Annotated in this window: 20 protein-coding genes; 11 read left to right on the top strand and 9 right to left on the bottom strand. The window is 62.5% G+C overall.

Translation table 11 applies throughout. The annotated features are described in order from the left end of the window. Window positions 1–24: 24 nt before the first annotated feature. The 5 genes from BANT918_RS08565 to BANT918_RS08545 are packed head-to-tail and all read right to left on the bottom strand — an operon-like array spanning window position 25 to window position 5289. Entirely contained in the window at window positions 25–1311 is a 1287-nt protein-coding gene (locus BANT918_RS08565) for a DUF58 domain-containing protein (protein WP_101619856.1), read from the bottom strand. Further along, complete coding sequence (locus tag BANT918_RS08560) at window positions 1312–2325, bottom strand: AAA family ATPase (protein WP_208618059.1); 1014 nt, start codon at window positions 2323–2325, stop codon at window positions 1312–1314. Further along, window positions 2322–3587, bottom strand: a complete 1266-nt coding sequence (locus BANT918_RS08555; RefSeq protein WP_101619855.1) for a DUF4350 domain-containing protein — start codon at window positions 3585–3587, stop codon at window positions 2322–2324. The genes BANT918_RS08560 and BANT918_RS08555 overlap by 4 nt, the downstream gene beginning before the upstream one ends. Next, window positions 3584–4240, bottom strand: coding sequence for a DUF4129 domain-containing protein (locus tag BANT918_RS08550; protein ID WP_101619854.1), 657 nt, complete (start codon window positions 4238–4240; stop codon window positions 3584–3586). Before BANT918_RS08550 ends, BANT918_RS08555 begins: the two co-directional genes overlap by 4 nt. Then, a complete protein-coding gene (locus BANT918_RS08545; protein ID WP_101619853.1) occupies window positions 4237–5289 on the bottom strand; it encodes a hypothetical protein in 1053 nt (350 codons plus the stop codon). Before BANT918_RS08545 ends, BANT918_RS08550 begins: the two co-directional genes overlap by 4 nt. A gap of 135 nt (window positions 5290–5424) precedes the next feature. Between BANT918_RS08545 and mtrA the strand changes: the two genes are divergently transcribed. The 7 genes from mtrA to secA all read left to right on the top strand — a co-directional run bounded on the left by mtrA (window position 5425) and on the right by secA (window position 15584). Next, window positions 5425–6105 carry an MtrAB system response regulator MtrA gene (gene mtrA, locus BANT918_RS08540; protein ID WP_101619852.1) on the top strand — a complete coding sequence of 227 codons (681 nt, stop codon included), beginning with the start codon at window positions 5425–5427 and terminating at the stop codon, window positions 6103–6105. Next, complete coding sequence (gene mtrB, locus BANT918_RS08535; RefSeq protein WP_101619851.1) at window positions 6102–8096, top strand: MtrAB system histidine kinase MtrB; 1995 nt, start codon at window positions 6102–6104, stop codon at window positions 8094–8096. The genes mtrA and mtrB overlap by 4 nt, the downstream gene beginning before the upstream one ends. Next, complete coding sequence (locus BANT918_RS08530) at window positions 8093–9814, top strand: LpqB family beta-propeller domain-containing protein (RefSeq protein WP_101619850.1); 1722 nt, start codon at window positions 8093–8095, stop codon at window positions 9812–9814. The genes mtrB and BANT918_RS08530 overlap by 4 nt, the downstream gene beginning before the upstream one ends. Window positions 9815–9874: 60 nt before the next feature. Continuing rightward, on the top strand, window positions 9875–10597 hold the full coding sequence (locus BANT918_RS08525; protein WP_101619849.1) for a ComF family protein: 723 nt from the start codon (window positions 9875–9877) through the stop codon (window positions 10595–10597). 66 nt (window positions 10598–10663) lie between these two features. Continuing rightward, the gene (hpf, locus tag BANT918_RS08520) at window positions 10664–11323 is read left to right on the top strand and encodes a ribosome hibernation-promoting factor, HPF/YfiA family (protein ID WP_101619848.1); all 660 of its coding nucleotides are present in this window, start codon (window positions 10664–10666) and stop codon (window positions 11321–11323) included. Window positions 11324–11585: 262 nt separating this feature from the next. Further along, the gene (locus BANT918_RS08515) at window positions 11586–12827 is read left to right on the top strand and encodes a winged helix-turn-helix domain-containing protein (protein ID WP_101619847.1); all 1242 of its coding nucleotides are present in this window, start codon (window positions 11586–11588) and stop codon (window positions 12825–12827) included. A 54-nt stretch (window positions 12828–12881) separates the two neighbouring features. Further along, complete coding sequence (gene secA / locus BANT918_RS08510; protein WP_101619846.1) at window positions 12882–15584, top strand: preprotein translocase subunit SecA; 2703 nt, start codon at window positions 12882–12884, stop codon at window positions 15582–15584. A gap of 22 nt (window positions 15585–15606) precedes the next feature. Here secA and BANT918_RS08505 read toward each other — a convergent pair whose 3' ends face one another. Then, window positions 15607–16074, bottom strand: a complete 468-nt coding sequence (locus BANT918_RS08505; protein WP_101619845.1) for an Rv3235 family protein — start codon at window positions 16072–16074, stop codon at window positions 15607–15609. Then, window positions 16071–16838: a LysM peptidoglycan-binding domain-containing protein gene (locus tag BANT918_RS08500; protein WP_101619844.1), complete on the bottom strand. Its 768-nt coding sequence runs from the start codon at window positions 16836–16838 to the stop codon at window positions 16071–16073. Before BANT918_RS08500 ends, BANT918_RS08505 begins: the two co-directional genes overlap by 4 nt. 148 nt (window positions 16839–16986) lie before the next feature. Between BANT918_RS08500 and BANT918_RS08495 the strand changes: the two genes are divergently transcribed. After that, complete coding sequence (locus tag BANT918_RS08495) at window positions 16987–17502, top strand: hypothetical protein (protein ID WP_101620008.1); 516 nt, start codon at window positions 16987–16989, stop codon at window positions 17500–17502. 65 nt (window positions 17503–17567) lie between these two features. On the opposite strand, the gene BANT918_RS08490 is transcribed toward BANT918_RS08495, so the two are convergent. Continuing rightward, window positions 17568–17789: a helix-turn-helix domain-containing protein gene (locus BANT918_RS08490; RefSeq protein WP_101569802.1), complete on the bottom strand. Its 222-nt coding sequence runs from the start codon at window positions 17787–17789 to the stop codon at window positions 17568–17570. 140 nt (window positions 17790–17929) lie between these two features. On the opposite strand from BANT918_RS08490, the gene BANT918_RS08485 reads away from it, so the two are divergent. The 3 genes from BANT918_RS08485 to BANT918_RS08475 are packed head-to-tail and all read left to right on the top strand — an operon-like array spanning window position 17930 to window position 20331. Next, a complete protein-coding gene (locus BANT918_RS08485) occupies window positions 17930–18580 on the top strand; it encodes a hypothetical protein (protein WP_101619843.1) in 651 nt (216 codons plus the stop codon). Continuing rightward, entirely contained in the window at window positions 18577–19797 is a 1221-nt protein-coding gene (locus tag BANT918_RS08480; protein WP_101619842.1) for an AAA family ATPase, read from the top strand. The genes BANT918_RS08485 and BANT918_RS08480 overlap by 4 nt, the downstream gene beginning before the upstream one ends. Window positions 19798–19806: 9 nt before the next feature. Continuing rightward, complete coding sequence (locus BANT918_RS08475; RefSeq protein ID WP_101619841.1) at window positions 19807–20331, top strand: DUF6912 family protein; 525 nt, start codon at window positions 19807–19809, stop codon at window positions 20329–20331. Window positions 20332–20423: 92 nt separating this feature from the next. Here the strand turns inward: BANT918_RS08475 and BANT918_RS08470 are convergent, their stop codons facing one another. Further along, window positions 20424–20897 (bottom strand): DUF2505 domain-containing protein, encoded by a 474-nt coding sequence (locus tag BANT918_RS08470; RefSeq protein ID WP_101619840.1) that lies wholly within the window; start codon window positions 20895–20897, stop codon window positions 20424–20426. Between the last annotated feature and the right edge of the window lie 90 nt (window positions 20898–20987).

Below are 20987 nucleotides of genomic sequence, written 5' to 3'. Positions count from 1 at the left end.
AACCTCCACCGCTGTGTGAGGGCACTAAAGCTTGCCCGTGGCCTTGAGGTTGATGTAGAGATCGGCCAGTGCACCAGGCAGGTCATCGGGGCCGGCTTCGACGGACTGGACACCGGCTCCACGCAGACGAGTCTGCAGGGACTTCGACGTCAGCAGCTCCGATTCTGCAGCGGCGGCCGTGAAGATCTCATCTGGGCTCTCGCGCTTCGCCGTCAGTTCGCTCAGGCCAGGGTCCTCCACCGAAGCCAGCACCACCCGGTGACGGGCCAACAGTGTCGGCAGAACCGGCAGGATCTCATCAGAGACGCTGCCCTCATCCAAAGCGGTGACGAGGACGACGAGGGCATGCTGGCGTGAGGTGGCCAGAACGGTCGACGAGATCTGCTCCCAGTCGGCATCGTAGAGTTCCGGGTGGACCGTTGTCAGCGCCACAGACAGGTCATGGACTGGATCCTTCGAACGATGGCTTGAGGCGATTGCGCGGATACGTGCATCGGCGACGATGACATCGACTCGGTCACCTGCTCCAGAGGCCAGAGCAGTCAACAGCAGGGCAGACTCCAGGGCAGCATCGAAGATCGTGCCGTCTCCGCACCGTCGCGCAGCCAGCCTCGAGGAATCGACGACGATGACGACCCTGCGGTCACGCTCGGGTCGCCAGGTCTTGACGACCAGGTCCTGGGCGCGGGCGCTGGCACGCCAGTCGATTGAGCGCACATCATCACCATCGACGTAGTCGCGCAGGGAATCGAACTCCGTGCCCATGCCGCGGATCATCACGGCAGATCGGCCGTCGAGTTCACGCAGCTTCTGCGTCTTCGACGGAAGTTCGCGTCGGGAGATGAACGGGGGCAGGACCCGGACGATCGCCGGCACATCGAAGCTCTTCTGTCGGGCGATGAACCCGAGGACGCTGCGGGAGCGGATGGTGACCTTGTCCGCGTGCAGGGCGCCGCGGCGCACGGGCAGAAGCTGTGTGACCACCCGTGTGTTCTCGCCCGGGGGCAGGTCGAAATGTGAGCGGGTGTTCTTGGCTCCTGCACTGGGTGACCAAGCATCACGAACCGCGACGCGCAGACGTTTGGGGGACTCGTTGACCAGGGTGAGTGTGCAGTCGGTGGGGTCACCCAGCCGGACCATCGGCCCAGGTGTGCGCTGCAGGGAGACCAACCTCGGCGGGGGAACGAGGAAGAAGTCGAACAGTGCGATGACAACGATGACGCCGGCCACGATCAGTGCACTCGTCCACCCCGGCACGAGCATGACGGGAACGAGCCCGAGCAGGGCCAGCAGGAGCAGTCGGGTGGTCATTCAGCGGGGGACTTCGGTGGTCGCGATGATCGAGTTGAGGACCTGATCGACGTTGAGTCCGTCCATCTGCGCCTCAGGACGCAGAATCACACGGTGGCCCAGGGTCATGTGGGCCAGCGCCTTGACGTCGTCGGGTGTCACATAGCCGCGACCCGATAGCCAGGCAAAGGCACGCGCGGCACCGAGCATGCGGGTGGCACCGCGAGGGGAGACGCCCAGAGCCAGCGATGGCGCCTGTCTGGTTGCCCGGGCCAGATCGACGATGTAGGTGATGACCTGCGGAGCAATATAGATCTCGGCGATGCGCTCCCGGGCCTGAGCGATCATAGCGGCGTCGACGACGGGTGTCAGTCCCGCCTCGGTGAGATGAGAGGCGTCGAAACCGCGGGCATGGCGGTCGAGGATCTCGAACTCCAGGTCGCGTTCGGGCAGTCCGAGGACGAGTTTGAACAGGAACCGGTCGAGCTGTGCTTCGGGCAGGGGATAGGTGCCCTCGTACTCAAGCGGATTCTGTGTGGCCGCGACCATGAACGGTTCGGGCAGGGCACGGGATCCACCGCCCACCGAGACCTGGTGTTCCTCCATGGCTTCGAGCAGGGCCGACTGAGTCTTGGGCGGGGTGCGGTTGATCTCGTCGGCGATGAGGATGTTCGTGAACACGGGACCGGGACGAAATTCGAAGTTCGACACGGACGCGTCGTAGACCAGCGAGCCGGTGACATCACTGGGCATGAGGTCGGGCGTGAACTGGATACGGGTGTTGTCGAGACTGACCGAGGTGGCGAAGCTGCGCACCAGAAGGGTCTTGGCGACACCGGGCACACCCTCGAGCAGCACGTGACCCTGGCACAGCAGTGCGATGAGCATGCCGGTGACCGCCTCGTCCTGGCCCACGACGGCCTTGGCGATCTGTGTGCGCACGTCGACGAACGCCTCCCGCAAAGGGTCGCGCTCCTGAGGCGGCTGTGCGGGGACCTGCTGCTGGGCGGAGTTCTCGTTTGGAACCTGTGTCATGAGATCTCACTTTCGATGAGGGTGAGCAGATGGACGATTTTCTGCAGCTCTGAGTCGGTGCGGGGCGTGGCCGAGGAGAAGACCCATTCGACCTGGGCCGGGTCGCGGCCTGTCGCGTTCGCGATGCCGGCGATGATGTCGCGATGGCCGGCTTCGGGACTCAGGGCCAACCGTTTCACAATGCGCAGCAGGGAGCCCGTGCGCAGGGTGTGCAGAGCCCCGGTCCGGTCGTGGCTGCGCGCGGCCAGAGCCGCCCGGCCGTGCACCGTCTCCACCGCGGGAACGATGACCGGCAGTCGTTCGATCGCCAGGGGACCGAATCTGCGGCCGAGGATGAGCAGGAGGATGAAGACGCACGGAACCAGCCACAGGGCTCCGGCGATGAACCAGCTGGGCACATAGTCCAGGGTCGACGGCGGCGACTCGAACTCACCGGACTCGGTGGGGTAGTAGACGACAAGGTGGTCGGTCTGCGACAGCTGGGAGAGCACCAGTGAGGCATGGCCCTCGTCATCGATGCCGGCGTTGGTCACCCAGTCGGGATTGCCCAGGACGGTGATGGGGAAGCCTCCCTTGCCTCCGTCGCCCTCATCGACGATGAGCTGGCCGCGCGCCGACCCGGGGGTGACTTCGCCGCCGTCGATCTGTGTGACGCCGGGGCCGGTGAATGGATAGCAGGTGCTCAGACCCTCGGTGCCCTTCCGGGCCTCGGCATACTCCGTATCGCCGGTCTCAACCGAGCCGGCAGCCTGGGCAGCCGGCACATCGCAATCAGCCTGTGAGATCTTCTCCGGTGTCGCCAGGGGACTGACGCTGTCATCGACCGTGATGCGGTTGGTGAAGCCCTGGACCGTGTAGCCGGGATCGATGAGCGCCAGCCGGTTGTCGTTGGCAGCGAGCTGAGACCGGAAGCCGTCGATGTCGCCCTGCGAGAGCAGGTCGGCCTTCGTTGGAATCAGGAGTGTCGTCTCCGGCTGTCCGGAGGCCTTGTGAGCCGTGTCGAAATCCTCGGTGGTGGTGACGTCGACCCCGTGGTCGCGCAGTGTTTCGACCATGGCCTTCATACCATCGCGAGCAGTGGAATCGTAATGCAGCGGCAGCTGGGACCCACGGTCAGAGGTCATCAGCATCGTCGCGATCACGGTGATGAGGATGACGACGGCCGCGACGATCCACACCCCAGCCGATCTCAGCCGAGCGGTCACTGGGACCGCCGCGCTGGCGCGAGTGCCTCTGGTGGCGACGTCGATGAGGGCGCTCATGATGCCACCGCCGATCGATGCCGTGGAGTCAGGGCACTCAGGCTCTCATCAAGTGCAAGGAACTCGCTATAAGTCGCATTCAGTGAAGCAATCGAGGTCTGGGCCGGGTCCGCACCGAAGAGGAGGTCGTTGAAGGCGTTGGCAACCCGGGCCAGTTCCTGCCGATGCTCGGGCAGTTCGCCTCCGGCAGTGCGGCTGAGCTCGCTGGCTGTCGACGCCGAATCGAGTGTGATGATCTGCTTCTGGGAGAGCACTGCGAAGATGGCACGTGCGGAATCGATGACCGCGGTCATCATGTCGCCGCGCTCGGCGGCGGCTAGCGCACTGTCCCTCCAAGGGCCGGGCTCTGGCGAGGCGACGACAGGGTCGAAGGCCGACAGAGGCAGAGAAGTCTTCCTCAGCCCGACTCGGCGGACCCGCCAGATGATGAGTCCGACAATGGCAGCCAGTGCCACGACGACGATGAGAATCAGCCAGGGAGAGTTGCCTTGAAGTGCGCTGGAGACGATCGAGTCCCAGATGTTGCTCAGCCATTGTCCGAGCTGCTCCAAAGGGGTGAGGTCTGTGTCCGAGTACTCCTTCTTCGAGAGCTCGCCTTCGACCCATTCCCGGCCGGTTTCACGATCGATGGTCGAACTGCCAAGCATGCTCATGCAGTGCCCTCCTCACGGCGGATGAGGACCAGGTCGAACCCTTCGGAGCGCATGCGCTGGTCAAAGTAGCAGACGCAGACGAGGCACGAGAAGTAGGCGAAGAGAATTGCCGATGACACCGTCGTCAGGAGCAGGAGAATCGCTCCGGCGATGACGAGGATGACCGTCGTCGATGAAGAACCGGCAGCAGCGGTGCCGATGGCGATCGTGGCGACGACGGTGACGACTGTGACGAGGGGGGTGATGATGAGCTGCACCAGCTGGGTGGACAGGAAGTAGCCGAGGCCCAATTGTCCGAAGGTACGCCAGAATCCGCTGCCGGTCAGCTTCCAGGAGCGTCTCAGAGCGGCTCGCACGCCTAACCTTTCGACGGCGATTGCGGAGCCGGTGAAGGCGAACCGCAGATTGAGCCAGATCAAGGCGCACAGCCAGAGTCCCAGCGCGAGAAAAGCGGTGACGATCGCGAGGCCCGTGTTGTCGAACAGTGCAAACAGAAGAGAGGGCAGCCCGAGCAGAATGAGCAGGCCCAGATTGATGGCTCCCAGGAGCAGGGCAGTCAGAATCAGTGACCAGCGGCGCCCGTGCAGAGACCTCCACGAGTGCGTCAGAGTGGTCTTACGTGCCCCGAACGAGCTCTCGGCACCGCTGGCGGCAAGTCCGGCAAGGAAATGAGCGACGCCGAGGCTGAGCAGGCTGATCGCAAACGACCCCATCTGTGCGAGCAGGAAGAACCCGGACATCGCATCGTCATTGCTGACGAGGTCGTTGAGGAAGGGCAGGAACTCAAGGACGGCGAAGGTACCGACCGCGGTGAGGACGAGAGTCCACAGCGTGAACACGATGAGGGCCGCACCGATGGTGAGCCCGGGGACGAAACGCAGCAGTCGGAAGCCGGAATCGAGCACCTCGAAGAAGGTCAGTGGCCGCTTGGCCAGGACTCCACGCGGGGAAGGCGGGTGCCATTCGTGATGCGTCGGGCCCTGATCTCGTCGCTGCCACTGACCGGTCTGCCAGTCGACCTCGGAGGTCCACGCATTCGATCGTCCCATCACCGGACAATCCTGCCATGATTTTCAGCCCACCGCCGAGTCGAACCGCTCCTGAAGCCGAGTTCACAACGTCTGCATTCACGGGAAGGGGTGTCGAGGTCGAAAGATGGGACGCTCATAAGCGACAATGGAGAGATGAACGCTCGTATCCTCGTAGTTGATGATGACACGGCTTTGGCCGAAATGATCGGAATTGTGCTCAGAAGTGAAGGCTTCGAGCCCTTTTTCTGCGCTACCGGCGATCAGGCCTTCGGTGAATTCGAGAAGGTGAACCCGGACCTCGTCCTCCTGGACCTCATGCTGCCTGGAAAGGACGGGCTCGAGGTCTGCCGAGAGATCCGCGAGATCTCCTCGGTGCCGATCATCATGCTCACGGCGAAGTCGGACACCGTGGACGTTGTCCTCGGTCTGGAATCCGGTGCCGACGACTATGTTCCAAAACCGTTCAAACCCAAAGAACTCATTGCCAGGGTGCGTGCCCGTCTGCGGATCTCCGAGCCGCAGGCACCGGAGCTGCTCACCGTCGGTGATGTTGTCGTCGACGTTGCCGGTCACACTGTGACCAAGGGCGGTTCCCCGGTCTCGCTGACCCCGCTCGAGTTCGATCTGCTGGTGGCCCTGGCCCGCAAACCATGGCAGGTGTTCTCCCGCGAGATCCTGCTCGAAGAAGTGTGGGGCTACCGGCATGCGGCGGACACGCGCCTCGTGAACGTCCACGTGCAGCGTCTGCGCTCGAAGATAGAACGCGACCCGGAGAAGCCGGACATCATCGTCACCGTTCGCGGCGTCGGATACAAAGCAGGCAGAGCGGCGTGAGTCGCGCTTCGGCTGTGGGCGGAGCGATCCGCACCGCAGCCTCGGCGATCCGGACGTTCTGGAAGTTCCTCCTCCGCTCATTCAGCCATTCCCTGCAGCTGCGCATCGTCGTTCTCACCATCGTCCTCACCTCCGTGGCCATCTTCGGGGTGGGGACGTACATGTCACAGCAGATTTCGCGTGGCCTCTTCGACACCAGGCTCCAGTCCCTGTCGTCCCAGGCCGGGACCATCGTCTCCGAGCTGCGCAGCCTCGCCCCCGTCGACGGGCAGGCCGTGACACAGGAGAAGCTGAGTTCTCAGCTGTCGTCGATCTACAACCGTTCCACCGGGTCCGTGTATTCGCTGACCTTGGAGCCCAGCGATCCGAACTCCTCGTTCTCAACGATCAGTACCGGGACGACAGACTCTGCTGGTTCTGCGGTCAAGCTGCCCATCACCGATGAGCTCAAAGACGCCATCGGCAAGGCCCCGACCGACGATATGCTCTACCAGTCTGTGGCGCTTCCCGATGGGTCGGGACCCGGACTGCTGATCTCCCAAGAGCTCCAAATCCCCGGCGCCGGACAGTTCCAGCTCTACTATCTGGGTGACCTGTCGGAGCAGCAGGACACCCTGGACTTCGTCCAGAGGTCGATGCTCGTCGCAGCACTCGTCCTCGTCGTTCTCGTGGGTGCTGTGGCGTGGATCGTCACCCGACTCGTGGTGACCCCGGTGCGCACCGGTGCCGAGGTGGCACGTCTGATCGCCGATGGTGATCTGGACGAGCGCATGCCGGTCCACGGCAATGACGAAATCGCGGTGCTGGGGGAGTCCTTCAATGACATGGCCGACACCCTCCAACATCAGATCCAGCAGATGGAGCGACTGTCCGTGCTGCAGCGCCAGTTCGTCTCCGACGTCTCTCATGAGCTGCGCACACCTCTGACGACGATCCGGGCTGCCGCGGACCTCATCTACGACTCGCGTGATGACCTGGATCCTGTCACGGCCCGCAGCGCCGAGTTGCTCAATTCGCAGGCGGAGAGGTTCGACAGTCTCCTCTCGGATCTGCTTGAGATCTCCCGTTACGATGCCGGTGCCGCTGCGCTGGTGGCCAAGCCCGTCGACGTCGGGGCAATCGTCACCTCGATCATCGAGACGGTGTCGATGGTGGCCGATCAGATGTCGACGAACATCGTCGTCCACGCCCCTTCATCACCGGTGATGGCCGAGGTCGACCGGGTACGGATCACGCGCATCGTGCGCAACCTCGTCGTCAACGCGATCGAACACGGAGAGACCAACCCGATCGACATCTATGTCGCCTCCAACGCCGAGGCAGTGGCCGTGAGTGTACGCGACCACGGGGTGGGAATGAACGACGAACAGGTCGAGCACGTCTTCGACCGCTTCTGGCGTGCGGACCCCGCTCGCAAACGCACCCTGGGCGGGTCTGGCCTGGGACTGGCGATCTCACTCGAGGACGCCCATCTGCACAACGGTTGGCTGCAGGTCTGGGGCAAACCTGGAGAAGGCTCATGCTTCCGCCTGACCATCCCACGCCGTCCCGATCAGGAGATCACCTCCTCGCCTCTGCCCCTGCCGCCTCGGGATGCACAGATCCAGGGTGCTGCCCTGGTGGCGGGCCCGCTGTCTTCGGACGGTTCCGTGCGGATCCAGACGGGGTCCATTCCCATCGTGGTCGAAACCGGGCAGGCTCCTCCCACCCACGAAGGGTATGTTGATGGACCGGAGGTCATCCATGGCGATGCGGCCACCATCGACGACGGTGCTGACCTCGTCGGGGGTCCAGAGCGCTCAGTCGGCGTTGAGAGTGCCACGGCCACAGAGGGTGTCGACGACGCTGAGCACACTGGCGACACGACTGGTGACGACACCCGCGACGACACCGACACTGGAGTGGACGCCGATCCCGATACCAGCATTCACATTGACATGGACACCGTTTGGCCCCCTGATGCGGCACCCGAAGGAGGATCGCAGTCATGACGACTCGCCGACGTAAGAAGGGGCTGCACATGCTCATCCTCGCCCTCTTCGCCAGCCTGGCGCTGGGGGCCTGTGCCTCAATCCCGAGCAATTCGCCCGTGGGGCACATCGAAGCAGGATCTGGTGACCCGGGCGCCAGCAGCGCTCGGATCCCCGACGGGCCCGAACCCGGGGACAGCATCGGTGAGATCGTTCGCGGCTTCCTCTCCGCCGGTGCCGGCACAGGAAACAACTTCTCCGTCGCCAAGTCCTTTCTCACAGAGGCCGAAGCACAGGAGTGGAACCCGCAGGAATCGGTGTCGCTTCTGCCCAACGACACCGATCTGGATTCGCTCAACCAAGAAATCACCTCCGACCAGAAGACGCTGACTATGTCGGCGCCCGTCGTCGGACTTGTCAATTCCTCGGGTATCTTCAACTCCACCAAACCGGGAACCCAGTCGAACATGGAGTTCTCGCTGCGGCAGGAGAACGGGGAATGGCGTATCGCCTCGGCGCCCGATGGTCTGCTCATCTCGCAGTCGGAGTTCCAGACGATCTTCCTCAACTACTCTCTTCAGTTCTTCACCTCCGACTACTCCTACCTGGTTCCGGACTCCCGTTGGTTCCTCCGTTCCTCGTCGACGCCGACAGCTCTCATCAACGAACTCCTCAGCGGCCCGGCCCCGTACCTCTCAGGTGCGGTCGTGACCTCGATCCCCGACGGTGCGAAACTCAGCGATACGAACGTGGTGACCATCGAAAACGGCGTCGCGCACATTGCCCTGGGCAACCAGGGAGAAGCACCGACGGACCAGGGAAAAGGGCTGATCCGACAGCAGATCGCATCGACGCTGAAGGTCATTCCCTCAATTTCGAGCATCGAATTGACCATCGGGGGACAGGTCGTCTCAGAAGACCTGCAGTCGAAGACTGATTCCTCGGTCCAGGTTCACGGTCCCCCGGTGGTGTTGGCCAAAGATCGGCTCTCACGCATCTCGGGCACGACCGTGGCCAAAGTCGAGAACAGTCCGAACCTGTCCAAGGCCAAGGCCAGCGACCCTGCAGTCTCGGTCGACGATTCGCTCTACGTCTACCTGCAGAACTCCAGGAAGGAGCTGATGCGCCTCAAGGCCGACGCCGGTGACGCGACCCCGATCCTCAAGGGCACAAAGCTCGTGCGCCCCAGCATCGACCGGTTCAATACGGTCTGGACCGGTGAGCGCGCCAATGAGGGTGAGCTCACAGCCATCGGCGAAGACAGCAAGGAATACACGATCGCCGCGGACTTCCTGTCCCGTCGAGACCTCATCGACCTGGAAGTCTCCCGCGACGGCACTCGGATCGCGTTGCTGAGCAGGCACAAGGGAGAACCGTCACGCATCGACGTCGTCGGTATCCCGCGTGATAAGTCGGGAAATCCTTCCAGCGCCGTGTCTGAGGCACCGATCGAAGTCGGGTCGAACTTCGACGAGGTCAAAGACATCTCCTGGACCGGATCGACCTCGCTGGTGGCGTTGGCCGCGGCGGAAGGCAAAGACGTTCAGCCGTTCCGCATCGGCGTCACCGGGCCTCCTGCACAGCTGGGTGAGGTCCCCGACGGCAGCCGGATCGCCTCCGGAGAAGACGGTCGCTCGATCCTCGTGACGAGCTCATCCGGAGACATCTACTCCTACAATTCCAATGCTTGGCAGAAGCTCATCGACATCTCGGCCAAGGACCCCTCCTACCCGGGCTGAAACTCCGGGCTGTCGGCGCAAACGGAGCTGCCTTCGGGCGTGGCATAGTAGATTTCTCCCATGGGACTGCTGACCGAATTCGGCGAACTCTTCCTGCCCCGCCGGTGTGCCGGCTGCGGGCGGGAGGACGTCTCTCTGTGCACGACGTGTCTGAGTCTGCTCGGCGGCATCCCGAGGGCCATGGAACCGCGATATGGTCAGATTCCCATCGTCGGCGTCTCGGAATACAGCTCTCAGATCTCTCACATGGTGGTCAACTTCAAAGACAACGGCCGCCGTGACATTCTCGACCCTCTGGCCCTGGCACTTGCACGTTCCATCACCGCGGCCTTGGAGTTGGCTCATCATTCGGGTGGTCGGGTCAGACTGTTTCCCGCGCCGAGCTCCCCACGGGCACAGCGACGTCGAGGCGGCTCTCACACTGCGGCACTGGCCCGACGTACGGCGGAACTCGTACCTGAGCTGTCTCTCGAAGTGGTCGACGTTCTCCTCACCAGACGCCACCACGATCAGGTCGGGCTGGGAGCCCATGCCAGGGAGCGCAACGTGGCGAAGTCGCAGTACCTCAATCCGACGATTCTGGCCTCGACGTCTCCTGAAGAAGGAGGCGAAACCGCGTCGGAATCCGGTGTGGACCTTCTCGTCGATGATTTCTCAACCACCGGAGCAACTCTGGCAGAAAGCGCAAGGGTATTAGCATCGGTGCAGATCAGACCCGCTGCAGGAGCCGTTCTCGGTCTCGGCCGCGGGGGCACTCGATTTGTCTCTCCCTTTACTGTATAACGGGGGTTACCCATCCAAGGGAATGGGATCGGATGATTCCGAAGAACGAGTCGCTAAGGACGCATCATGGACATTGTTGTCAACGGACGTCAACTGACCATCTCCGACAGTTTCCGGACCCACATTGAGGACAAGATCGCCAAGGTCGAGCAGCTGGCACCGCGAGCCCAACGAGTCGAAGTGCACGTTGCCCACGAGAAGAACTCTCGTCAGCCCGAAACCAGCGAACGAGTCGAACTCACTGTAGTGGCGAAGGGGCCGGCAATTCGCGCGGAGGCCATGGCAAGCGATAAATATGCTGCATTGGATCTGGCCTGGGCGAAGCTCGTCGAGCGATTGCGGCGCGCCAGGGACCGCAATAAGGTTCCTCGAGCCGGCCACCACCGGAAGGAATCCACGGCCGAGGCCCTGGCGAAGATGCCCGTCGCTGATTCTCTGGTCCCCGATGAGGGGCAAGCGATCGACGCGAACGAGTCCGGGAACAACGACCAGACGAACGGCCGCATCAAGGCCGAAGGCGATTCACCCGTGGTTCTGCGTGAGAAGACGTTCAACGGAGCTCCCATCGGCATCGAGGAGGCGCTCAACCGTATGGAACTCGTCGGTCACGACTTCTACCTCTTCATCGACGAGGAATCGAGCAAACCCTCCGTCGTCTACCGTCGTAAGGGCTGGAGCTATGGTGTGATCACACTCGAACACGAACTTCAGGGCGTCGCCGACTGACCTGATCTGAGCATTGATGATCTGAACACACGCGAGAAGATGCACACACGATCGCCGAGGTGGGGACCCCCACCTCGGCGATCTGCGTCTGAGATCATGCACGTCTGAGGCTGTGGTGGCCACCCGTCGTCGTTGGGCCTCGGCGGCGGTGGCGGGGCGCTCAAACGGTCACACACGGCGCAGCGGATATCGGGCGACCGTGGACAGCGGTCGCTGATGACCGCGCCTGTTCTGCGTCAGTGCGGTGCTCTAGTGTGGGCCCATGCAGAAGATGACACTGTCAGCAGCGCGCAGAACGGCGATCGCGGCGACGGGGCTCGACCGCGCGCGTCCGGCACAGGTCACGGCCCGGCACCTGAAATCGACGTTCGCGAGAATGGGACTGACCCAGATCGACTCGGTCACCCGCGTGGTGCGCTCGCATTACCTGCCCTACTACTCGCGGCTCGGGCCGTATCCGCGTGAGACCCTCGACCGACTCTTCTACTCAGCACCTCGGATGGGCGTCGAATATTGGGCCCACGCTGCGGCTTTCGTCCCACCAGAGACGTGGCGTCATTTCGAACGCACCAGAACCGAGTGGTGGCGCAACGACTACGGTCAGCGGCATCCCGACAGCGGCCCGGCCTTCCGGGCTCTGCAGCGATCGGTCCTCGACGTTTTGGGTTCAGGGCCGAAGACTGCACGAGGAGTCGCGAGCCTCGTTGATCATGAGATTCCCGAACGCAACCGCGGTCATTGGGGATGGAACCCCAGCCAGGTCAAGATGGCGCTGGAGGCGCTGTTCGCCGGTGGAATCATCAGCACCGCTGGCCGCAATGATCATTTCGAACGCGTCTACGCCCTGCCACATGATGTCAGCCAGTCGCTGCCGGCGCTTGAGCTCACCTACGGCCCCGCGTCCGCCCCCGAGCTCGGTCTTGATCCCGATGCCGAACGACACCGCGGTGTGTCAGGCACGGCGAATAATGTACTCGAGCTGACCCGGACTGCGGCCCAAGCATTGGGCATCGCACGGCCGGACTGCCTGGCGGACTACTTCCGGCAGCAGCGTGCCCCCACAGATGAGGCAATCACGTCGCTGCTGGCCTCCGGCGAGCTCGTCGAGGTCGACGTGGAGGGGACTCGGGCACTGAAATGGCATGCGGCGAGAACTCCTCGCTCTGTCTCGGCCAGGGCCCTCCTGGCTCCATTCGACCCACTGGTCTTCTACCGGCCGCGGATCGAATGGCTCTTCGGCTTCCACTACCGGATAGAGATCTACACTCCGGCCAAAGACCGCGTTCATGGGTACTACGTGTTGCCGTTCCTCCTCGGCGAACGTCTCGTCGGTCGAGTAGACCTGCACCGGGACCAGTCAGCCAACACACTTCGGGCATTGCAGGTGACATGGGAACCCGGCGAAGAACATGAAGAGGAACTGGAGCTGGAGCTGCGTGAAATGGCGAACTGGCTCGAATTGGGTGCTGTGGATATGAGTGGTGCTCACCTGCCATTAAGCTAGGGAATATAGAGTCGTTCGAGTTGTTGTCAGGCATTCATGCCGATTAGGAGAAAAGTGGCTAATTTCCTCGAGAAGCTTCTGCGCACCGGTGAGGGACGCACGTTGAAGAAGCTCCGCCAGTACACGGATGCGATCAATGCGCTGTCCGAGGAGTTCAGCGAAATGTCAGATGCTGAGCTGCGGGAGGAAACCGATCGCTTCAAGAAGCGCTATCAGGAGGGGGAGACCCTCGACTCTCTGCTTCCGGAGGCCTTCGCCGCCGTTCGTGAGGCCTCGGGCCGAACCCTGGGCATGCGCCACTTCGACGTTCAGCTCATGGGCGGGGCGGCACTGCACCTGGGCGATATCGCTGAGATGAAGACCGGTGAGGGTAAGACTCTGGTTGCAACGGCTCCGGCGTACCTCAACGCCCTCACCGGCGGCTCCGTGCACATCATCACGGTCAATGATTACCTGGCCACCTACCAGTCCGAGCTCATGGGCCGCGTATTCCGGTTCCTCGGAATGGAGACCGGCTGCATCCAGGCGAACATGTCCTCGGCCAGCCGTCGCAAGCAGTATGCCGCGGACATCACCTACGGGACGAACAATGAATTCGGCTTCGACTACCTGCGCGACAACATGGCCTGGTCGGCCGATGAACTGGTGCAGCGCGGACACGCATTCGCGATTGTCGACGAGGTCGACTCGATCCTCATTGACGAGGCTCGCACCCCGCTCATCATCTCCGGCCCGGCCGAAGGCGATGGCGACCGCTGGTATGGAGAGTTCGCCAAGGTCGTGAAACGACTCAAGACCGACCGCGACTACGAAGTCGATGAGAAGAAGCGCACCGTGGGTGTGCTTGAACCAGGCATCGAACGGGTCGAGGACTACCTGGGCATCGGCAATCTCTACGATGCAGAGAACACCCCGCTGATCAGCTTCCTCAACAATGCGATCCGGGCGAAGGAACTGTTCAAGAAGGACAAAGATTATGTGATCCTCGACGGTGAAGTCCTCATCGTCGACGAACATACTGGTCGTGTGCTCAAGGGCCGCCGTTACAACGAGGGTCTGCACCAGGCCATCGAGGCTAAGGAGAACGTCAAGGTCCAGGCCGAGAACCAGACCCTGGCGACGATCACCCTGCAGAACTTCTTCCGTCTCTACGAGAAGCTCTCCGGCATGACCGGCACCGCAGAGACCGAGGCCGCAGAGTTCATGTCGACCTACAAGCTCGGTGTGGTTCCGATTCCGACGAACAAGCCGATGCAGCGCGTTGATCAGTCGGATCTCGTGTACAAGAACGAGGTTGCGAAGTTCGATGCAGTCGTCGATGACATCGCTGAGCGCCACGAAACCGGACAGCCGGTCCTCGTCGGCACCACCAGCGTCGAGAAGAGCGAATACCTCTCGAAGCACCTGAAGAAGCGCGGCATCCGTCACGAGGTGCTCAACGCGAAGAATCACGCAGGTGAAGCTTCCATCGTTGCCTTGGCCGGCCGGAAGAATGCCGTGACTGTGGCAACGAACATGGCCGGTCGCGGTACCGATATCATGCTCGGTGGCAACGCCGAGTTCCTCGCAGTGGCCGAGATGGAGGAGCGGGGCCTGGACCCGCAGGAGGATGAAGAGCAGTACGAGGCCGAATGGCAAGGCGTCCTCAAGGCAGCGGAGAAGCGAGTCAAGACCGAGGCCAAGGAAGTCGTCGAGGCCGGCGGCCTGTATGTCCTCGGCACCGAACGTCACGAATCCAGGCGCATCGACAACCAGCTGCGTGGCCGTTCAGGGCGCCAGGGCGACCCGGGTGAGAGCCGTTTCTACCTGTCCCTGACCGATGACCTGATGCGACTCTTCGGTTCCGGTGCCGCCGAACGGATCATGGCCACCGCAAATGTCCCCGACGACGTTCCGTTGGAATCCAAGATGGTGTCCAGGGCAATTCTCTCTGCGCAGTCGCAGATCGAACAGCGCAATGCCGAACAGCGAAAGAACGTCCTCAAATACGATGACGTGCTCAACCGTCAGCGCACAGTGATCTACGACGAGCGACGCAGCGTTCTTCATGGGGCAGATCTGGAAGAACAGGTCTCGAAGTTCCGTGAGGACATCATCGACGCCTATGTGGCAGAGGCAACCACGGGACCGGTCGAGGATTGGAAGGTCGACGAACTCTTCGAAGCACTGGGCAAGATCTATGAGCCTTCCATCACCGAGGAGGACCTGGCCGAGGAAGTCGGCGGAATCGGCAATCTGACGAAGAACCGCCTCAACCAGGAGATTCAGTCGGACATCGAAGTGTTCTACCAACAGCGTGAAGAGACGCTGGGCGAAGAAGCCACGCGTGAACTCGAACGAAGGGTCGTGCTCTCGGTCATCGACAAGCGTTGGCGCGAACACCTCTACGAGATGGACTATCTGAAGAATGGCATCGGTCTGCGGGCCATGGCGCAGAAAGATCCGCTGGTGGAATATCAGCGTGAAGGCTTCGACATGTTCAAGACTATGCAGGATGGGATCAAGGAGGACGTTGTTCGCCTCACCAATACCCTGCAGGTGACTGTGAACCGGGTTGAAGACGATTCCGACGACGATTCCGAGGTCGAGGTCGACGCGGCAGAACTGCGTCACACCACGCCCAAGATGCAGCTGTCTGCTCCCTCTGAGGCCGGTTCGTCTTCCATGACCGAATCTGAGGATGAAGAGGCCGGAACCGGAGACGATCAGCCGGCCAACCGTGCAGAGCGTCGCGCGAAGAAGAAGGCGAAGAGCTGACTCGCAGTCTCTGACTGCGACCTCACATCGTCTGCAGTGCAGTCATCGTCCACCGGGTGGTGAGCAGCTCCAAGCGAATTGCCACCGCCCGGAACCGGTTCTGTGTGCGGACCACGACGGTGACTTCAGCGATCGCGCCGGTGACTCTGCAGACTCTCGCGTTGCCTGCCTGCAGTGTGCGTGCCGCGCCGAGCTCTCCGATCGGTTTGGTCGGTGCCACCTCTGCTCGCAGCTGGGCGCGCTGATCGATCTTCTCCAGCAGGGCCCGGTCCACCCAGCGGGAGATCGAATCGCTGCGACGTATGCCGGCGAAGATCTCCAGGCATGCCACCGCCAACGATGTTGCGGTGGCGGCGATGCGACTGTCATCCCTGTCGTCTGCTGCCGAGCTCTGCTTCGCAGCAGGGGCAGTTCCAACAGGGTTCTGCCCTCCACCGCTCAGTGGCGTCGATGCCACTCGAGGACGTGAAAGCACCAATGGGGCGGTCATGGCTGAATCTCCAATCGTTGGCCGGGCATGATGAGGTTCGGATTTGCACCGATGACTTCCCGGTTGGCTGAGTAGATGTCGTCGACGATGTCTTGGGTAGTGCCACCGGATGAGGGCTGTTCGACTGCGATCGACCACAGGCTTTCGCCGGCGCCGACGATATGAGTCTCCGAGCCCTTCCCGACGGATTCGTCTGCGTTTGTGCCCTCAGCGGGTGAATCAGCGTCGCTGGGTGGTCGGCTCTGGGGTGGGGACGGGGCCGGCTGCGCATTGGGCCAGTCGGGTTCAGCAGCAGGGGGCTCAGGTTCAGCAGTCGGTGGGACGGTCGGCCAGCCGGGGTTCGGCGCGGTATCGTCTGGGAACGCAGTCGGCCAGCCGGGATCGAGCGTGGCACTCGCCGGTTCAGTGGGCGTACCGGGAGCTTCAGACACGAACGTATCCGCAGGAAGGGGCGAGGCCTGCGCAGCGTGGACAGCCAAGCTTGCTGAGGCCGCAGCGAGAACGCTCGAGCGCAGGATGGAGGGCACGATGCGCAGCACGGACTGCGTGACGATTGTTCTCATGCGCCCATTGGGGAGCAGTCTGATCAGCAACGTCAGGAGCGAGACGGCTCCGAGTCGAGCCGACAGCACGGCCGCCGTGCCGACGACGATGATGACAACGAGATCAGTGGTGCTGCGCGGAGTCGGGAGGTGAACCCAGGTGGCGATGAACGCACCGATCAGACAGAACCACGAGACGGTGCAAGCTGTCAGCAGATACATGAGAGTTGTCCTTCATTGGAAACGTCCCTCAATAATGCAGTTAGATGTCATTTGATGTCAATAGACAAATATAACTACGCCACTGTAGTTCCTCCGATCGGTGCAGAAACACTTGCCTGTCGCTCGTACCTGCGGCAGGCTTCACATCATGGATGATCGGATCGAGGCTCTTCTCTCAGATGTGGAAGCCATGCACGCATCCCGGGAGGCCCATGCCAGAAGGGGAGAGCTCAGCGACGAAGTTGCCGTTCATGCCGCACAGCGGACGCTGCTCGAGCGCATGCGAGGTGCAATCGGCCAGCCCGTGCAGGTGGTGGTCGCCGCGCGTGAAATATCTGGGACAGCTGTCTTTCTGGGTGATGGGATCTTCGTGATCGCCGGTATCGAAGCGACCATTGTGACGATCGACTGGATACGAGAGATTCGCACCCGATCCAGAAGGCACAGATATGAAACCGGCCCCTTGGAGCGGTTGGGGATGGCCTCGGCGCTGAGGCGCCTGGCCTCCGACCATGAGGAGATCTCCCTGGAGCTGGCGGGTGAGGGCGGGGCTATTCGGGGGCGCAGCGACATGGTCGCCTCTGACTATATCGAGATCTCGGGACGGATCATCCCGCACCGTTCAATTGCGCTTGTGCAGGCCCGAGTCAATCCATTCGCCTAGATGCAATGCCCCGTTGGGTTGATGAGCCGTTCGTTGTTCGGGGGAGCCAGGGGAGTGTCCTGGCCTCAATCCTCGAATGAACCGGTCTTGATCTCGTGCTCGGTGCGTTCGTACATCCGCTGGATGTACGCCTCGATCTCGGTCTTCTCCACGCGCCACTGTCCGCGTCCGCCCACCTTGATGGCACGCAGATCTCCAGTGCGAACCAGAGCGCGAGCCTGAGCGATCGAGACATTGAGCAGATCGGCCACATCGGTGAGCGGTAGGAAGCGATTTTCGACGACCATGAGGGCCCCTTCTCATTCCAGGTGACTGATTGCTTGGTGACCAATTTTGCCAAAACCATTGCTTTGACCTCGTTTGGTGTTCAATACTATCACTCAGAAACAGTTCCTGTCATGGGAAATTTTCCAAAGGTGGAGATGCAATGGAGCTCTCGAAACGAATTCGTCGGCCGAAGTGGACCGATGCCAGGCTGCTGGTTGGAGCGGTTCTCGTCGTCGTGGCCATCGTCGCGACCTATCTGCTCATCAGCGCTGCGAACGCGACGACCCGAGTGTGGGCCAGTGCGGTTCCTCTTGTCCCAGGTCAGGTGGTCAGCGCTGAGGATCTGACGGTCGCCGAGGTGAATCTGGCTAATATCGGTGACAAGTACCTGTCTGCCGATGCCGGCTTCCCGGACCATTCGAGTGTACGGGCCGTGATCGCCGCCGGTGAGCTTCTGCCGGCCTCGGCGCTGGCTCCCATCGCCGAACTCGAGGGCAGGATCGTGGCGATCGACGTCGCCGGCTCTGTGCCCACAGTCGTCGACACCGGCAGTCTCGTCGACGTGTGGGCTCAACCGGAGTCCAAGGGCCTCGACGATGAGGGTGCTGACCCGCAGCAGATTGTGACCTCGGCTCCGGTCTCGAACATCAGCCGTGAGGTGGGCAGCTTCGGTGTCGGGGATGGCGCCAGAATCGAAGTCTTCGTTGCCAGCACGGAGCTCGCCGACGTCCTCGGTGCCCTCGACGGCAACAGCGTTCTCTCAGTCGTCGGCGCCCCAGCCGAGGTCAGGGCCGAGGGCAGCCAGTCATGACGCAGGTGCTCTTGGCCGTGGACTTCGAATTCGACCTGATTCTGTTCGAACTCCTCAGTGAGGTCGACGATGTCTTTATCGTCGCCCGACCCGCGGACGACGTCGAACTTCTGGCATTGTGTCGGACCGGCAGCGCCGACGTCGTCATCGTCGGTCAGTACTTCCCCGGTTTGGACGCGCAGGTCATCGCTGCGATCCTCGCAGCAGGAACCGCTGTGCTGGGATTCGGCAATGATGCAGTGGCGTTGGAGGCCCTCGGCATTGCGAGCAGTGTCCCCTCCACCGCAGACGCGGAGGCTGTGGCCAAGGCGCTCGATGACACCCGTGATTCCACCGTCGTTCCGCCCCGACCCATCGCTCCGCCCGGGTCGCTTGGCGGGCAGGGGCACATCGTCACGGTCTGGGGCACAGGTTCCTCTCCCGGGCGGACTCTCACGGCGGTCAACCTCGGCGACCATGGTGCCAGACAAGGGCATCGCAGCGTCGTTGTCGACGCAGATACCGTTGCCGCGATGGTCGCCACCACATTGGGGTTGACTGAGGAATTTGCGCACCTGGCAAGCTTGTGTCGACTCGAGGTGGAGAAGACGCCGCCTCTGGACGTCTCCGCCGTTCCGCATGCTGCGATACGCGATGACTTCCATGCTGTCACCGGACTGACCAGGCCAGACAGGTGGCCGGAGGTTCGCGCCTCGGTCCTCACTGCGGTGCTTGCCCGGCTGTCCAAGATGTTCGACCTCGTCGTCGTCGACGTCTCCGACCGGGTGGATCCCGACGATGACTTCGCCGATCCGTTCTACGACCGGCACTGCGCGACCCGGGCCGCGCTCGACGCCGCAGACACAGTGCTGGTCCTGGCCGCAGGTGACCCGATCGGGCTGCAGAGACTCGTCAAACTGCTGGGCACCGAAAGGGTGGAGTCGATGGGGTCCAAGATGCGCATCGGCATCACGAAGGTGCGCTCGGGAGCTGTCGGCCACCCCGCCGAGGTGCGGATCCGCGAAGTCCTCGCCAGATTCGTTCGCCGAGACCCCGATTTCATCTTCAGTGACGACCGGGCGACGGTCGATGCCGCCATGCTGTCCGGGCACACCCTCCACGAGGAGAATCCGAAATCTGTGCTCAGCCAGGAGATCGCTGCCGCGGTGAGTGAGCTGCTGCCGGCCAGGAAGCGTTCCCGGAAGTCCGGTGCGGGGCGAAGAGCGAAGTCCCTTTAGGATTGGAGTATGTCCATTCGCTGCTATATCCCGACCACACTGATCGCACTTCGCGGAGGGCTCGGCCCCGTGCACGCGGTCGCCCCCGATGCCCAAGGTCGAGAATTGGGCGGGGACGAACTCGAGGCACGGGAATTCGACGCACTGCGCATCGCGGCCGCACTGGCTGCCACCCAGTCGTTCGAGGCAGCTGCGGCGACCACCCGGGAACCTGCGCCTGCCTCAGAGTCCATGGCAGGCACGGAGTCTGCGAGTGGTTTTGACACCATCTCACCGCGAGCAGTCATCGCCTACGACGCACCAGACTCGAGCGCTGGTGAGGAGCTGGCCGAAGGATTCGACCTGCTCACTCTCCCCGAAGTCGATATGGCAGCAGTCGCCAGCATCCACCTCGACGAGGTCGAGATCTGGGAGGAAGCTGCCGACATCGCAGCAGGCAGGGGACACGAAGCAGCCGAGGACCACCTCGGCGACTCCGATCTGCTGTGGTACGACGCGACCGAGCTGCCCGAGCTGCTGCGCGAACGCGGCTGAGTCCAGACCAGCCCAGCTCGGGCGGGCCACCCCAGCCCTGGCAGCAGGTCAGCCTGGACCCTCAGGGGTGTCCCAGCGGCCGCAGCGGCGTCCTAACCGTCTGAGGTGTGTTCGAACTTGGACAGGCGGTCGTGCAGGCGCTTCTCCAGGATGGGCACGACTGCCTGTTCGATCATTGACCCGAAGAGGGGAATTGAGGAGCTGATCTCGGCACGCACCGACAGCGAGGTTCGCGAACTCTTCTGCTCGAGCGTGATGAGCGCATCGATCTCAACAGGCACTCCGGCCGCATGAGCGGTCATCCGGATCTCCGCGCTGTCTCCGATGACATCGCCGGGAATCATGTAGACCTCGACGAGTTCGGCATCCGCTGGAAGGTGCGAGGCCAGGGCAGAGGGCATTTCGCTCTTCGGCAGCGGCGTCTTCACCGTCACCTCGGTGTCGGGATCAATCCGCTCGGCGTGGGCCTCGGATCCCAGCGGCTGCCAGGTCGAGACGTCGGCAAGCCGGAGGAGGAATTCTGACAGAGAGTCCGAGTATTCGTGGTTGAGTGTCAAGGTTCGCATAGCTTCAGTTTGCCAGGAGATCAGCGTCGTGGCATGGCAGGGCTGTCGGCGTGCCTTTCTCGGCATTTGAGCATAGTGTGGGTGAAGGCG

The organism is Brevibacterium antiquum CNRZ 918, assembly GCF_900169145.1.
Lineage (GTDB): Bacteria > Actinomycetota > Actinomycetes > Actinomycetales > Brevibacteriaceae > Brevibacterium > Brevibacterium koreense.
Note: the sequence above shows the minus strand (reverse complement) of the source record. Positions and strands in the feature narration are given on the sequence as shown.

Bases quoted from the DNA above. Each gene is read 5' to 3' on its own strand.
- BANT918_RS08500 (WP_101619844.1), bottom strand. From the start codon at position 16,838: ATGTATCTGCTGACAGCTTGCACCGTCTCGTGGTTCTGTCTGATCGGT.
- BANT918_RS08490 (WP_101569802.1), bottom strand. From the start codon at position 17,789: ATGGTCGTCGAAAATCGCTTCCTACCGCTCACCGATGTGGCCGATCTG.
- BANT918_RS08545 (WP_101619853.1), bottom strand. From the start codon at position 5,289: ATGGGACGATCGAATGCGTGGACCTCCGAGGTCGACTGGCAGACCGGT.
- BANT918_RS08560 (WP_208618059.1), bottom strand. From the start codon at position 2,325: ATGACACAGGTTCCAAACGAGAACTCCGCCCAGCAGCAGGTCCCCGCA.
- BANT918_RS08475 (WP_101619841.1), top strand. From the start codon at position 19,807: ATGTCCATTCGCTGCTATATCCCGACCACACTGATCGCACTTCGCGGA.
- hpf (WP_101619848.1), top strand. From the start codon at position 10,664: ATGGACATTGTTGTCAACGGACGTCAACTGACCATCTCCGACAGTTTC.
- BANT918_RS08480 (WP_101619842.1), top strand. From the start codon at position 18,577: ATGACGCAGGTGCTCTTGGCCGTGGACTTCGAATTCGACCTGATTCTG.
- BANT918_RS08555 (WP_101619855.1), bottom strand. From the start codon at position 3,587: ATGAGCGCCCTCATCGACGTCGCCACCAGAGGCACTCGCGCCAGCGCG.
- BANT918_RS08505 (WP_101619845.1), bottom strand. From the start codon at position 16,074: ATGACCGCCCCATTGGTGCTTTCACGTCCTCGAGTGGCATCGACGCCA.
- BANT918_RS08530 (WP_101619850.1), top strand. From the start codon at position 8,093: ATGACGACTCGCCGACGTAAGAAGGGGCTGCACATGCTCATCCTCGCC.
- BANT918_RS08565 (WP_101619856.1), bottom strand. From the start codon at position 1,311: ATGACCACCCGACTGCTCCTGCTGGCCCTGCTCGGGCTCGTTCCCGTC.
- BANT918_RS08525 (WP_101619849.1), top strand. From the start codon at position 9,875: ATGGGACTGCTGACCGAATTCGGCGAACTCTTCCTGCCCCGCCGGTGT.
- BANT918_RS08485 (WP_101619843.1), top strand. From the start codon at position 17,930: ATGGAGCTCTCGAAACGAATTCGTCGGCCGAAGTGGACCGATGCCAGG.
- BANT918_RS08515 (WP_101619847.1), top strand. From the start codon at position 11,586: ATGCAGAAGATGACACTGTCAGCAGCGCGCAGAACGGCGATCGCGGCG.
- mtrA (WP_101619852.1), top strand. From the start codon at position 5,425: ATGAACGCTCGTATCCTCGTAGTTGATGATGACACGGCTTTGGCCGAA.
- BANT918_RS08470 (WP_101619840.1), bottom strand. From the start codon at position 20,897: ATGCGAACCTTGACACTCAACCACGAATACTCGGACTCTCTGTCAGAA.
- BANT918_RS08550 (WP_101619854.1), bottom strand. From the start codon at position 4,240: ATGAGCATGCTTGGCAGTTCGACCATCGATCGTGAAACCGGCCGGGAA.
- BANT918_RS08495 (WP_101620008.1), top strand. From the start codon at position 16,987: ATGGATGATCGGATCGAGGCTCTTCTCTCAGATGTGGAAGCCATGCAC.